The sequence below is a fragment of the Streptococcus sp. LQJ-218 genome (assembly GCF_003428885.1).
GTDB lineage: Bacteria > Bacillota > Bacilli > Lactobacillales > Streptococcaceae > Streptococcus.
In genome coordinates this window covers 1-12,891 of sequence record NZ_QQRU01000011.1, presented here as the reverse complement: position 1 = coordinate 12,891, position 12,891 = coordinate 1, and the positions used below count along the sequence as shown (strand labels likewise).

The window sequence follows — 12,891 nt, the reverse complement described above, 5'->3', positions numbered from 1 at the left end:
TTCAAAAAAGCCAATCATAGCAAGGTTTTGGACAATTTCATCAGAAAAAGAAGCTGGAAAAATCACTTTCCCAACTCCTTGTACTAAATATTTTTTCTGATTTTAGTTATTTTTTCAAGCGTTCAACGTCACGGGCAATGACCAATTCTTCATCAGTTGGAATAACCAATACACGGATCTTCGCTGCCTCTGTTGAGATGTCTCCTGTCACGCCAAATACGTTCTTTTCTGGATCAACATCACAACCAAACCAAGAGATACCTGAGATAACATCTTCACGTACATTTGCAGCATTTTCACCGATACCTGCAGTAAAGATAATAGCATCTGCTCCATTTAGGACCGCAAGGTATTGACCGATATGTTTTTGGATACGGTCAACATACATTTCATAGGCCAAAGTGGCATCGTGATCCCCTTCTTTCATAGCAGCAATCACATCACGCATATCACTAGATTTACCTGAAACCCCCATTAGTCCTGATTCACGATTAAGGACGTGACTAATATCTTCAGGAGTGTTAAAGTCCTCTGTATATTGCATTAAGTAAGGAATGATAGCTGGGTCAATATCCCCTGTACGAGTTCCCATCATCACACCACCAAGTGGAGTGAATCCCATTGAAGTATCGACAGATTGACCACCCTTAACAGCTGTCATAGAAGCACCATTACCGATGTGGCAAGTAATCAATTTCAAGTCTTCTAATGGACGGCCCAAGAGTTTTGCTGCTTCTCCTGCTACAAACTGATGACTTGTACCGTGGGCACCATATTTACGAACCTTGTTTTCTGTGTAATATTTTGTTGGTAGAGGGTAGCAATAAGCTTTCTCTGGCATAGTTGCGTGGAATGAAGTATCAAAAACAACTACACTGGTAATGTCTGGCAACAATTCCTTGAAGGCACGAACACCTGCTGCATTGGCTGGATTGTGGAGAGGAGCCAACAAGCTCAACTCTTCAACTTTTTCTAAAACATCTCCCTCAACGACTGTTGATTCTTTGAAATATTCTCCACCGGCAACAACACGGTGTCCAACACCTGTAATCTCATCATAAGCCTTGATAATATCGAAACGAATCAAGTCATCCAATAAGATTTTAACAGCTTGTGTGTGATTTTCAATATCCAAAATTTGTTGTTCAGAACGGCCATCAAATTTTACAGTTGAAATTGAATCTTTCAAACCGATACGTTCAATCAAACCTTTCGCCAATACTTTTTCTTCTGGCATTAAGTATAATTGCCATTTCAAACTTGAACTTCCTGCATTGATTGCAATTGTTTTTGTCATAACATGATACCCCTTTTTAAGCGTTTTCATCTATTATAACAAAATCTATTTTATATTTCAGTACCTTGAGTCCATTTTTGAAAATTTTCTTTAAATTTCATTAAAACACTTGCATCTTGCAAGCTAGCAAGTGGATAAACAAAAGGCTCTACTGCTATTTCATTTTTCTTCTGTAAGATAAAAATAGTCTTAGATTGTTTAGCATTGGCAAAGAGATTTTCAGGTAAACTAATCATGGCAATCAGACTCGCTTCCTCTTTCAACCACCCTTTCAACAAATCACTCTGAGGACTGGTCAACAAATCACTAGGAGAGAGAAAAATAGCGTATCCATCTGACTTGAGATACTTAAGCCCTTGTTCCATGAGCAAGTGATGCGCGTAAGTATGTTCTTGGCTAGAAGCAACTTGATGGCGCGACGCAACGGCGTCATCAGGATAATAGCCGACAGGCAAGTCGCTGATGACCACATCACTTTCTTTGAGCATCTGTGGACGAACTGCATCTCCTTGGACAAAGCCAGCCTGCAAACCAATTACATCTGCCATACTAGCTGCCAAATCAATCAGCAAATCATCCACTTCCATTCCCAAGTAATCCACCTTTTTATCAAGCGAGGTCAAGAAAGTAGCGCCCAGAATTCCCATCCCAGAACCCATTTCGAGGATCGTAATTTCCTCTTCTTTAAACAACTCTTCCACAATAAACACCAAAAGTAAAGCAATGGCATCTGGTGTAAACTGGTGATTGGCCTGTAGGGGCTCTGTCTGCCCAGCCTTCATCAAGAGAAACTGGTAGGTCTTGAGCCATTCTTCTTTGCGAAGCGCTAAACGTTTAAGGGCTTGATTGTTCTCCTTGACCTGTTTTAGCTCAGTCTCACCATCCAGATAGATGCTGTTTTGCTCCACCAAGGCGTCATAAAAGTTGGTCGCCAAATCACTTTGGATGACTTGGACATTCTCTAGTAAATAGGTATAAGCTTGTTCAATTTTTTCAAAATCCATATTCCTATCTTATCAAATTTCCCTGCTTTTTTCCATCCTTATAGAAAAATCACTCCCTGACTAGGCGAGTGATTTTTGGGCTACTGTTAAAAAGAGTTCTGAGTAATTTCCTTGAAACAGGTCTTTAGCGCTATAGAGGATCTGACTGTCAATGCTCGAAAAACCAAACTGGGCTAGCTGTTTTTCCAGTTCAGCTAAATCAAATCCATGATGATTAGCCTCTGTCTTGGTAAAATCAGCAAGTAAAAGTTGTCCATTTTCCCTCAGATGTTGATGAAACAGTGAGAGCGCCGCATCCAAATCAGGCATATGATGAAGAACCCGACAAACAACAATGAGATCAAACTCTTTCTCCAAGGGTTTTTCCAGTAAATCTTGCTCCAAAAACTGGATATTCTTGATATCTTGCTGCTCCGCTTTCAAACGAGCTTGCTCCAGCATTTTCTCCGAAATATCCACCAATGTTACAGACTTGACCTGCTTGGCTAGGGGCAAGGTTAACAGACCCGTGCCACCACCGAAATCCAAAATTTCTTTGTCTGATAGAAGAGCAATCTGTTGCTCGATAGCTTGATAAACCAAGTTTGCAAGGAAGATATTTTTAGGTGAATCAAAAGTTGCTGCTTTGTGGTTAAAATCATGTTTCATATTTTTAGTTTAGCACAAAGTAGCTTGATTGGCTAGAAATTCTCTTTCTTTTCAGATTTCTCTTCTGATTTTTTCTTCTCTACTTGATTACTTGAATCAGTCACTACCTCTTCCTTTTTATCACTTTTCTCTTCTTTGATTTTGACTGAAGGAAATAGAAATTCATATTGACTCTTAGTCGTACGAACCCTTGTCACCAAGCTTGTTTTCTTGTTTTGATAGCTTACCTGGCCCAGATTAAAGGCCTGTTCCCCACTTTCCTTATCAACCTTATCTTTGGTTCGCTTTGCCATGGCAAAAGCAATCAGCTTTTCTTTATTTAAAGCATGGTCTTGATGGTGGGCGACTTGTCGATTCAAGTAAAATTGTAACAAAAGACTAAAGATGGCTGCCATGGTCACTGCATATAGGAGAACACCTGCCTTAACTTTTTTCTTTTTCCACACGATAAATGAACTCCCTTTCTAAGCCTTTTTGGAACTGGAAACGAAAACGCACCAGTTGATTGTCCTCTGTAATCTGTGCAGATTTGAGGCCATAAACCATGGGTTGATAACCTCGTCTACTGGCATCGGTTTTCCGAAAATCATCTGACTTGGACTTACCTATCGCAATTTCCTTACCATCCTGCTTCAGATAGAGGCGATTTCCCTCTACTTTTTCAAACTGCGAACGGTCTAATTCTGCCTCCAGCTGATCCACAAATAAGAGCCACTCCTTTTGCTCACTTTGTTGCTGGTAGCGAACTTCTGAAATGAGGAGTTGGCTCATGGCCTGAAAGAGGAGTAAGCTTCCACTGATGACAATCAGGGCAACCAGGGATTCCAATAAGGTGAAAGCCTTGACCTTATGGCTCTTTGATAGCCAACAACTGTTCTGGACCATGGTAGACCTCCAATCCTTTTTCACTAGAAAACACTTGAGTCTCAACTCCGTTTATGCTTACCTGATTTTGACCTGTCTGCAAGGCCATCTTAGCTACACGCAAGACTTCTTCCTTTTGCAAGATTTTTGCTTCTTCTTGCCTATTTTTCTGAATTTGTCCCAAAAGGAGGGTTGCTATGCTGGCAAAGATAGCTAGAGCAACTACTGCTTCCAGTAAAATCACTGCCTTAATTTTTTGTTTCCTGAATGCGTTTAATTTTTCCATTTCCTAGATATAACTGATAGCGAATCGCTCCTTTACTGGTCTGAAATTCAACCTTAGCCAGGGACGAATTGCCCCCAGCCCGGTCAAATATGATACTTTGGCCTGATGGTGCCTGAATTCCTTTAGGGACTGTCAACTTTTGACTGCCATTGCTAATCGTCTGCCCATCTAAGTTCAGACTAGTCTTTTGCTGACTGGCTACACTGCGTTTTTGGGTTTCTCGATAGAGTTCTTCAAACTCCATAAAGAAAATCTGCTCCTCTACCGCCGCAAAAGTGGACTGGACAGAGCCGGATAAGCCCAAGGCAAGGATACTCACAAGTCCCAAAACCAAGAGACTTTCAAGCATGGTAAAGGCCTTAATCTGCAACACTTTGACTGGTATTTTGTTTAGCATGGTATTCTTTATAAGCTTTAGCCTGTTCTTCTGTGATTCGCCCATCTGCTTGTAACTTGCTTAGACTAGCTTCTTCATTTTTATCCAAGCTATAAAGCTCTGCCTGACTTTCTACCACCTTAACAACAGCAGCTTTTCCTTTGTCATTAACTGCTTCTTTTTGCTTGGTCAGATTAGGTACAAAGAGCAAGAGAAGTACGCTGATAATGAGCAAGACCACCAACATCTCCACCAATGTGAAAGCTTTAACCTTAGCTTTTTTCAAGAATGTCATCATTTTTTTCATGTTAAAAATTCACCTCCATATTTTGATACATGGGCATGAGCATTGCCGCATAAAGTAAAACGATAATCAGTGCCACAAAAATAAAAACCAGTGGCTGCACCAAATTCATGGTGCGGTTGACTCGGGTAAAAAAGGCTTCCCAAGTTTTTTCAGCATAGATTTCCAACTCACTCCCAAGCTTGGACTTAACTTCACCATACTCGATGATGAGACTCAACTCCTTTTTAAAGAAAGGATAGGTTCCTATCGTCTGAGAAAATTCGCGACCATTTTGCAGGGCTTGAGCTAAGTCTTGACCGATTTCTTTAAAGAGCTGGGAACCTTGTTCCTGCATCATCTGAAAAATCTGCGTCAGTTCCATCCCCTGTGAAATCATATTCCCCCACTCACGCGCATAATAGGCTGTCAAATAGGTCTGCACAAAGATTCCAAAGAGGGGAAGACGTGCTAAGATAGAAAAGACGCGCATCTTAGAACTTCTTTTATAAAAAGTTAGTGCTAAAAGGGCACCTACTGAAACAAACCCTAGCATGCCTAGAAAAATTTGTGGCAGATTTCCGATAATTTGGGTAGCAATATTGCTACTATCTAGTTGCGGTAGCAAATAATTACGTAGTCCCAGCATAATTAAGAGAAGAAAACCCAGCAAAATCAAGGGATAGGTCGCTACTTCAATTAATTTTTTCTTGACCTTGGCCAGATTGTCTAGATACTCTTCTATCTTTCCCAAACTCAGGTGAAGATTTCCATGAACTTCAGCTAGGGATAACTGAGTAACAATAGCACTTGAAAAACCTAAACTTTCCATCATTTCTGAGAATGATTTCCCCTGAGACAAGCCCGTGCGCATCTGGGTCACACACTGCTTGTCCAACAAGGCACTCCTATCTAAAAAGGAGATGGTCTCTACCAGATGAAAACCGCTGGAAAAGAGATTGTTAAACAAGGTAATGATATTTTTTTGCTTAGCTGTAGCTAATTTTTTCCGTCTCAGCCTGAAGGCTTGTGATATGTCCATCTTTAAGAAGCTGGCCAATCTGCTCATTCCAGCTAGTTGGCTGGTGTTCTTTATAGTCTTTGTTTGCAAAGTCAACGATTCCTCCTCCCCCGATTAATCTCTGATAGCAGACTCCTTGTAGAACGACTGCTAATTCCTCCTTACTCACACCCAACTCCAGCAGGCGTTCATAAACACCTCGGATACTCTTGGCATGAATGGTTGAAAATACTGTCGCCCCTGTCAAACTAGCTCTGACCACTGCACGCGCTGTCTCGCTGTCTCGAATTTCTCCGATAATCAGGAGATCAGGACGATGACGCAAGGAAAGTTTTATCAGATTTTCATAGGTAAGCCCAATCGCTTCATTTAGCTGCAACTGGAGCATGTCGTCCTGCTTGATTTCGACAGGATCCTCGATGGACATGACTTGCTGTCCCTTAAAGAGGGATTTAGCTAATTCGTGCATCAGGGTCGTCTTGCCACTTCCGACTGGGCCAGCAAAGAGATAGAGACCACGTTGCCTGTACTGCTGGCCCAGTTCTCCAATATCCTGAAACCAAAAATGCAACTCCTGCTCCTTATCATGCAACAAGCGAATAACTAAACTCTCATGTCCTCGATAATCACCCACTGTAGATAAGCGTAGAGATGCTATCTTCTGGTCATAGGCATAATCACAGGAACCAAGTTGACTACGTCGCTTTTCTCCAACATTCATACCCGCCACAAACTTAAAGTGACTGATGACGGCCGCAAATTTTTCAAAATCATAAGAACCGATTTTACAGCGCTCGTCTCCGACCCTCATATGAAGCTCATAGGCATCTAACTTAGGAACAAAATAAATATCTTGCGCCCCTTTTTTCCGGGCCGAACGAATGATTTCTTGTGCAATTTCTTGAACCATACTTACCTCCTCACCTATACTATTCGCAAAGATTTTGGAAAATAAAAAAAGCAACTCCAAAAAAGTTACTTTTTTTCTATCTTAATTGCATACGGCAAGAACGGTGCCTTTCCTTACCTGTTTGTTTTTCATAACCTGGGCGTAGTTTTTCATCTGGGATAACCTGCTCATCCTGCAAAAGAGCCAAAGAATGGTATTGTTGTAAATAGTCATCACATTCATCACACCAGCGTTGGTCTTCCGGATCCCAAAAAATGGTCATCAAATCGCTTCTACTTTTATAAAGAGGGGATTCTTGTTCCAATCTAAACCAGCAAGTTTTATAGTATTTGAGGGCATCATAATACTGGTCAAATTTCCTACTTGCTACAATATCTTTTTCCCAACCTTCTATGAACCACCATGGTTCAAAATCTCCGTACATTTCTATAACACGATACATATTCATTCATTTCCTTTGTATTGTATATTATAACCAATTTTCTAGAACAATGAAAGGATTTTGCTTAACTTTAAAAATTATAGAACAAATCCCTAGCTTTCTAAAGATACCTCTGAATAGAAAAACAAAGGCTGAGACACAGCCTCTGCTTCTTATTATGCTTGATAACGTTTCACACCATCTAGATAGGTTGCTACCAATTCCAAATCTTTATCTAGTACGATAAAGTCTGCATCGTAGCCTTCACGGATTTGTCCACAAACATCATCAATGTGAACAGATTTTGCTGGGTTGAGGCTAGCCATCATAACGGCTTCATGCGGATTCGCAATGCCCCATTCAACCACATTTTTCAAACCGTCTTTGAGTTTGAGGATAGAACCTGCCAAGTTACCTGTCGATTTGAGACGTGCAGTTCCATTGGCAACCACTACTGGAAATTCTCCCAACATGTAGTCTCCATCTTCCAACCCACCCGCTGTCATACAGTCTGTGATAAGGGCAATATTTTCAGTTCCTTTTTGCTTGAGCAAAATATCACAGGCTTTTGGATCTACGTGGTGACCGTCACAGATCAACTCTGCGTAAGTATGTGGCAATTCATACATAGCTCCCACCATACCTAGTTCACGGTGAGTCAACCCACGCATCCCATTGTAGGCATGTACCCAAACACTCGCTCCAGCATCTACTGCCTTTTTAGCTTCATCAAAAGTCGCATTTGAGTGTCCAAGAGCAACGGTCACTCCTTCACCTGTAACTGTACGTACAAAGTCTTCTACACCTTCACGTTCTGGCGCAAGGGCAATTTTATTAAGCAAACCATTAGCTGCTTTTTGCCAAGCACGAAACTCATCCATGCGAGGATCTTTCATGTAGACAGGGTTTTGAGCTCCCTTATATTTCTCTGTGAAATAAGGCCCTTCAAAATAAATTCCACGAATCTTGGCTCCACTTGCTTCCTGGTAACGAGCACCGATATTTTCTGTTACCGCAAGCAATTGCTCGTAAGAGGAAGTCAAAGTGGTTGGCAAGAAGCTGGTAACGCCCGTGCTAAGCAATCCTTCACTCATGGTATGAAGGGTTCCTTCGATATTATTGTCCATAACATCCACACCACCAAATCCATGAATGTGGGTATCTACAAGTCCTGGAGCAATACTATAACCTGTATAGTCAATCACCTCAGCTCCTTCAGGAATTTGTTCTACATGCTTTCCAAACTTGCCATCCACAAGTTCCAAGTAACCACCACGACGCACACCATGTGGGTAGAAAAACTGATCCGCTTTAATATAGTTAGGCATAATGTTAACCTCCTTAAAAGATTGATTCTACAATTTATTATGTCAATTATATTATAAACCTTTCTTTTTTATTTGTAAATGGTATAGACCTATTTTCTAGAGATATTTTAATACTCAATGAAAATCAAAGAGCAAACTAGGAAACTAGCCGCAGGTTGCTCAAAGCACTGCTTTGAGGTTGTGGATGAAGTTGACGTGGTTTGAAGAGATTTTCGAAGAGTATAAAAGAGCTGGATTTCTCCAACTCTTGTCTTTTTAATACAAGTTATTTTGATTTAACTGGCTTGTCTTGAGCTGTTTGTAAAGCTGTAGCAATCGTATCTGCATACAATTTAGCTCCTTCTTCAATTTTGCTAGTGTCACTTCCAAAGTGGACTTGGTCTGTCCCTACCCAGATCTCTGGATGTTCCTTAGCGACTTGATTCCAATCAGCAACTGTGATATAAGGTGTATTCTCTGCCAATTCTCTCATATAGGCAGCCGCCTTCTCAACGATTGCATAAGTCTCTCTTGTCTTATCTCCTTCGTAAGGAGTCACCAAAACCATATGATGACCCTTAGGAAGATTTTTCACGATACTGTCCCAATCTTCCTTATAATTTTCAGGATTATTTACCCCAGTTGCAATAACCACCATCTTTGGTAGAAATTTATTCTGGCTATTATTTAGCATGATTTCATTGGCTGTCTTGGTTGTTCTGCTGACCTGCGCATTAATCTGTGCTCCAGGAAGGGCTGTCTGCAGGGCTGTATTTGCCCTTAAAGCCACCGAGTCACCAATTAGCATAGTGCCATCAGCAATTCCTAAACTATCAGCTTCTGCTCGTTCTGCCATCAACTTGGTCTGACCAATATTTGTTGCAGCTTGCTTCAAACCATTGACAGTCAAATCTGTCTCAAAAGCTCCCACTTGTGGTGCCTTCAAAGTCACTATGAAGACAATGAAGGCCAAGATTCCAGTACTTGCTGCAAAAATTGTATGGATATAAGGTAGGGGACGAAGAGTTTGTATAATAGGTGTACTCTTTCCTGCAATCCACGGTTCCAACACATAAAATGATAGGCTAGCAAATCCATAAGAAAAAAGCAAAGTCAGTAACACAGCAAAAAGATTTGATGTCAACTGTGAGAATATGATATAGAAAGGCCAATGGAAGAGATAAACCGCATAGCTAGTATCTGCTAAAAAGCTAATAATCTTTGGTTCCTGCACATTAGGAGTCTTTTCATGTAAAACACGCGCCGCTAGTATCATAGCAAGGGCTGCCAGACTGGCAAGTAAGAAGCCAATAAGATAGGCAAAAAGATAAGTGAATTTGACAAAGAAGGTCAAAATAAGTAAGAAGCCAAAACCTCCTGCAAAAACCAACAGGGTCTTGCGTAAATCCCAAATTTTATCCAACTGCTTGACTAAGGAAGTCGTCTGACGAACTCCTACAACAGTTGCTAACACACTTCCCAAAAAGAATGGATAGACATGAGTTAAACTGGAGAAGTAAACAGAGGAATAAGAGGTCACTAGAAAACTACCAATAAACATGGAGAAGAAACTAATCAAGAAGGCCGCAGCAGATAAAAGAAAGACCATCCCTTTTAACTGACCATTTGATTTAGCCTTTTTGGATAAGAACCAAACTGCCAATCCCCAAAGAATATAGTAGTGAACTTCAACAGCCAAGCTCCAATTATGAACAAACAAATGAGGAATGAACTGTGATTCATAACTCCCACCTGTTAGCAGTTCATAGAAGTTGGTCATAAAGCCTAAGACACCCGCAATCTGACCCCCGATTCCAGCCACATAATCTTGTCGAACTAGGAAGGTAAAAGGCATGGTCACCAAGACCATCAAAACCACAGGTGGCACAATCCGATAAAAACGTCTCCTAAAAAATCCTATCAAATCAATCTTATGGTTTTTAGAAAATTCTTCAATGAGTAGAGCTGTAATCAGGAAACCTGAAAATGTGAAAAAGACATCTACCCCGAAAAATCCTCCAGGAAAGATCGTCTGAAAAAAGTGATACAAGAGTACCAACAGTAAACCTGTAATCCTAATCAAGGAAAACCATTTAATACGCATACGAGTTTATTCTCCCTTTCATTATACCCTTTATTCTATCAAAAAAATAAGAAAAATCCCAAGAGAAAACTTAGGATTTTTAGCTTATGTCAATTCTATTTTAGAAATTACGTCCTGACTTATTATATCCATATTTTTCCACAAAATACTCACGGAATTCCAAGAGATTATCATCCATGATGGCTTGTCGCACTTGCTTCATCAGGTTAAGCAAGAAGTAAAGGTTATGGTAGCTAGTCAAGCGGATACCGAAGGTTTCATCAGCTTTGAGCAGGTGACGAAGATAGGCACGTGTATAGTTCTTACATGTGTAGCAATCACACTCAGGATCCAGTGGCGTAAAATCCTCAGCAAACTTGGCATTTTTTACAACCAAACGTCCCTGACTAGTCATACAAGTCCCGTTACGAGCAATGCGAGTCGGCAAGACACAGTCAAACATATCCACCCCACGAATCACTCCATCAATCAAGCTATCCGGCGCTCCCACACCCATCAGATAACGAGGTTTATTTTCAGGCAGCAGTTGGGTTGTGAAGTCCAAGACAGCATTCATCTCTTCGTGGGTTTCTCCCACTGCCAAACCACCGATAGAGTAGCCTGGGAAATCCATGCTGACAAGGTCATGAGCTGACTGACGACGAAGGTCTTCAAATCCTGCCCCCTGCACAATTCCAAACAAACCTTGGTCATGCGGACGACGATGAGCCTTCAAACCACGCTCAGCCCAACGGCTGGTACGTTCGATCGATTTCTTAACGTAGTCATAAGGTTGATAAAACTGAGGACATTCGTCAAAGGACATCATGATGTCTGAGCCCAGATTATTTTGAATAGAGATGGCCTTCTCTGGAGACAAGAACATCTTAGACCCATTGAGATGGTTTTTAAAAGTTACCCCTTCTTCTGTGATATTGCGGCTATCTGCTAAGGAATAAACCTGGAAACCACCACTATCTGTCAAAATAGGCTGGTCCCAATTCATGAACTTGTGGAGACCACCTGCGCGTGCGATGAGTTCATCTCCAGGACGCAGCCAGAGATGATAAGTGTTTGATAGGATAATTCCCGAACCCATCTCCTTTAACTCTTCTGGCGATTGGGTTTTGACAGTTGCCTGAGTACCAACTGGCATGAACATAGGCGTTGGGAAGGTTCCGTGTGGTGTGATAATCTCACCCAGACGAGCTCCCGTGTGTTTTTCTTTTTTAATCAAACGGTATTTGATTGGTGAATCTGACATTTTTTACCTCCGAAGCTGGAAAAGACAGTTCCAGTTCTTACTTTGCCCCCAAGGGCATACTGTATGATTCTATCAAAAAAAACGGGAACTGTCACGAACTATGGTATAATGAAAGAATGAAATACCCAAAAATTGATTTAAAAACCATTCGTCTGCAGGCTAGACAATTTCAAGTTGAAAATCCCCGCCTCTTTCTCGTCTATTTCTTACCTAGCATACTGGTCATCTTGTCTGGCTTTCTCAATCCCTTAGAGCGCATCAACGAGGCTATTTTAGAACAACCCTTTTTAAGCGTGTTTGGCCATGTATCCCAAGCCTACCTCTTTCCACTATTAGTCTCCTTTATCGGAACAATACTTCTAACCAGTTCCGTCTATACAACGCTAAAACTTATAAAGAATCCTGATACAGAACTATCCGTCAAAAATAGTCTCACTCTCTTTAACGAAGAGCTTTTTTCACAAACCTTTTTGACTCTACTTCTCAAACGTTTCTATCTCTTCTTATGGACCATCCCTAGTTTACTTGGAATTTACTTCCTTTTTTACAGTAGCTTTCTTGCAAAGAAATTTGTTGCCCTTCACCCTGAATTTCCCAATCTGGATCTCTCCTCAGTTGAAACTGAACGCTTCCTCATGACCTTTGGTCTTTACCTTCTAGCAAGTATCTTCTTGATGATTATAGGAAACAGTCTCTATATTCCACAATATTATGCCTATTCGCAGGTAGAATTTCTCCTCTGTGACACCCTAGACTTGGGACAAGCTAAACCTGGACAAGTCCTAAAAACTAGCCGTTTCCTGATGAAAGGCTACAAATTTCAGCGCTTTATTCTAGACCTACAACTCCTTCCTTGGTACGTCCTCAATTGGATTACTTTTGGGATTGCTAGTTTCTCACTCCTACCCTACATTCAAATCAATAAAATAATTTTTTACCGAGCAGTACTGGCTCGAAAACGTCCAAAAGCTTGAAGGTTGTGTACTGCACCCCAAAAGTTAGACAGAAAAAATCTAATTTTTGGGGTGTTTTTATTATGAAATTAACTTATGAGGATAAAGTTCAGATCTATAAACTTAGAAAGCAAGGATATAGTATAGAGAAGCTTTCAAATAAATTTGGGATAA

At 40.8% G+C, this 12,891-nt stretch carries 15 protein-coding genes and 1 pseudogene; 2 read left to right on the top strand and 14 right to left on the bottom strand.

The genetic code is table 11. From position 1 onward, the window contains the following. Nucleotides 1-106: 106 nt before the first annotated feature. The 14 genes from D2908_RS09375 to tgt all read right to left on the bottom strand — a co-directional run bounded on the left by D2908_RS09375 (nt 107) and on the right by tgt (nt 11,764). Nucleotides 107-1,297, bottom strand: a complete 1,191-nt coding sequence (locus D2908_RS09375) for an acetate kinase (protein WP_117306630.1) — start codon at nt 1,295-1,297, stop codon at nt 107-109. Nucleotides 1,298-1,347: 50 nt separating this feature from the next. Then, entirely contained in the window at nt 1,348-2,301 is a 954-nt protein-coding gene (locus tag D2908_RS09370) for a class I SAM-dependent methyltransferase (RefSeq protein WP_117306628.1), read from the bottom strand. 60 nt (nt 2,302-2,361) lie between these two features. After that, nucleotides 2,362-2,949, bottom strand: a complete 588-nt coding sequence (locus D2908_RS09365; protein ID WP_165847496.1) for a class I SAM-dependent methyltransferase — start codon at nt 2,947-2,949, stop codon at nt 2,362-2,364. Between the two features lie 32 nt (nt 2,950-2,981). After that, nucleotides 2,982-3,395, bottom strand: coding sequence for a competence type IV pilus minor pilin ComGG (comGG, locus tag D2908_RS09360; protein WP_117306627.1), 414 nt, complete (start codon nt 3,393-3,395; stop codon nt 2,982-2,984). Beyond that, nucleotides 3,373-3,834: a competence type IV pilus minor pilin ComGF gene (gene comGF / locus D2908_RS09355; protein ID WP_117306625.1), complete on the bottom strand. Its 462-nt coding sequence runs from the start codon at nt 3,832-3,834 to the stop codon at nt 3,373-3,375. The genes comGG and comGF overlap by 23 nt, the downstream gene beginning before the upstream one ends. Next, nucleotides 3,797-4,099 (bottom strand): competence type IV pilus minor pilin ComGE, encoded by a 303-nt coding sequence (gene comGE, locus D2908_RS09350; RefSeq protein ID WP_276308509.1) that lies wholly within the window; start codon nt 4,097-4,099, stop codon nt 3,797-3,799. Before comGE ends, comGF begins: the two co-directional genes overlap by 38 nt. Beyond that, entirely contained in the window at nt 4,062-4,496 is a 435-nt protein-coding gene (gene comGD, locus D2908_RS09345; protein ID WP_165847495.1) for a competence type IV pilus minor pilin ComGD, read from the bottom strand. Before comGD ends, comGE begins: the two co-directional genes overlap by 38 nt. After that, nucleotides 4,459-4,782, bottom strand: a complete 324-nt coding sequence (gene comGC, locus D2908_RS09340) for a comG operon protein ComGC (protein WP_117306622.1) — start codon at nt 4,780-4,782, stop codon at nt 4,459-4,461. Before comGC ends, comGD begins: the two co-directional genes overlap by 38 nt. A 1-nt stretch (nt 4,783) precedes the next feature. Beyond that, entirely contained in the window at nt 4,784-5,800 is a 1,017-nt protein-coding gene (gene comGB, locus D2908_RS09335; protein ID WP_117306620.1) for a competence type IV pilus assembly protein ComGB, read from the bottom strand. Next, nucleotides 5,748-6,689, bottom strand: a complete 942-nt coding sequence (comGA, locus tag D2908_RS09330; protein WP_117306619.1) for a competence type IV pilus ATPase ComGA — start codon at nt 6,687-6,689, stop codon at nt 5,748-5,750. The genes comGB and comGA overlap by 53 nt, the downstream gene beginning before the upstream one ends. Nucleotides 6,690-6,765: 76 nt before the next feature. Then, nucleotides 6,766-7,131 (bottom strand): DUF1033 family protein, encoded by a 366-nt coding sequence (locus D2908_RS09325; protein ID WP_049496917.1) that lies wholly within the window; start codon nt 7,129-7,131, stop codon nt 6,766-6,768. A gap of 155 nt (nt 7,132-7,286) precedes the next feature. Beyond that, nucleotides 7,287-8,438: an N-acetylglucosamine-6-phosphate deacetylase gene (nagA, locus tag D2908_RS09320; protein ID WP_117306617.1), complete on the bottom strand. Its 1,152-nt coding sequence runs from the start codon at nt 8,436-8,438 to the stop codon at nt 7,287-7,289. A 265-nt stretch (nt 8,439-8,703) separates the two neighbouring features. Beyond that, nucleotides 8,704-10,521 carry an acyltransferase family protein gene (locus D2908_RS09310; RefSeq protein ID WP_117306613.1) on the bottom strand — a complete coding sequence of 606 codons (1,818 nt, stop codon included), beginning with the start codon at nt 10,519-10,521 and terminating at the stop codon, nt 8,704-8,706. A gap of 100 nt (nt 10,522-10,621) precedes the next feature. Next, the gene (gene tgt / locus D2908_RS09305) at nt 10,622-11,764 is read right to left on the bottom strand and encodes a tRNA guanosine(34) transglycosylase Tgt (RefSeq protein WP_117306612.1); all 1,143 of its coding nucleotides are present in this window, start codon (nt 11,762-11,764) and stop codon (nt 10,622-10,624) included. Between the two features lie 116 nt (nt 11,765-11,880). Here tgt and D2908_RS09300 point away from each other — a divergent pair, with 116 nt between their 5' ends. Beyond that, nucleotides 11,881-12,738, top strand: coding sequence for a DUF975 family protein (locus D2908_RS09300; RefSeq protein WP_117306610.1), 858 nt, complete (start codon nt 11,881-11,883; stop codon nt 12,736-12,738). Nucleotides 12,739-12,800: 62 nt separating this feature from the next. Next, nucleotides 12,801-12,891 (top strand): annotated as a pseudogene (locus D2908_RS09295) (transposase); the annotation flags it as partial.

What these genes read in the sequence shown, in the direction of transcription:
- D2908_RS09375 (WP_117306630.1), bottom strand. Translation starts at nt 1,297, where the DNA reads ATGACAAAAACAATTGCAATCAATGCAGGAAGTTCAAGTTTGAAATGG.
- D2908_RS09370 (WP_117306628.1), bottom strand. Translation starts at nt 2,301, where the DNA reads ATGGATTTTGAAAAAATTGAACAAGCTTATACCTATTTACTAGAGAAT.
- D2908_RS09365 (WP_165847496.1), bottom strand. Translation starts at nt 2,949, where the DNA reads ATGAAACATGATTTTAACCACAAAGCAGCAACTTTTGATTCACCTAAA.
- comGF (WP_117306625.1), bottom strand. Translation starts at nt 3,834, where the DNA reads ATGGTCCAGAACAGTTGTTGGCTATCAAAGAGCCATAAGGTCAAGGCT.
- comGE (WP_276308509.1), bottom strand. Translation starts at nt 4,099, where the DNA reads ATGGAAAAATTAAACGCATTCAGGAAACAAAAAATTAAGGCAGTGATT.
- comGD (WP_165847495.1), bottom strand. Translation starts at nt 4,496, where the DNA reads ATGCTAAACAAAATACCAGTCAAAGTGTTGCAGATTAAGGCCTTTACC.
- comGC (WP_117306622.1), bottom strand. Translation starts at nt 4,782, where the DNA reads ATGAAAAAAATGATGACATTCTTGAAAAAAGCTAAGGTTAAAGCTTTC.
- comGB (WP_117306620.1), bottom strand. Translation starts at nt 5,800, where the DNA reads ATGGACATATCACAAGCCTTCAGGCTGAGACGGAAAAAATTAGCTACA.
- comGA (WP_117306619.1), bottom strand. Translation starts at nt 6,689, where the DNA reads ATGGTTCAAGAAATTGCACAAGAAATCATTCGTTCGGCCCGGAAAAAA.
- D2908_RS09325 (WP_049496917.1), bottom strand. Translation starts at nt 7,131, where the DNA reads ATGTATCGTGTTATAGAAATGTACGGAGATTTTGAACCATGGTGGTTC.
- nagA (WP_117306617.1), bottom strand. Translation starts at nt 8,438, where the DNA reads ATGCCTAACTATATTAAAGCGGATCAGTTTTTCTACCCACATGGTGTG.
- D2908_RS09310 (WP_117306613.1), bottom strand. Translation starts at nt 10,521, where the DNA reads ATGCGTATTAAATGGTTTTCCTTGATTAGGATTACAGGTTTACTGTTG.
- tgt (WP_117306612.1), bottom strand. Translation starts at nt 11,764, where the DNA reads ATGTCAGATTCACCAATCAAATACCGTTTGATTAAAAAAGAAAAACAC.
- D2908_RS09300 (WP_117306610.1), top strand. Translation starts at nt 11,881, where the DNA reads ATGAAATACCCAAAAATTGATTTAAAAACCATTCGTCTGCAGGCTAGA.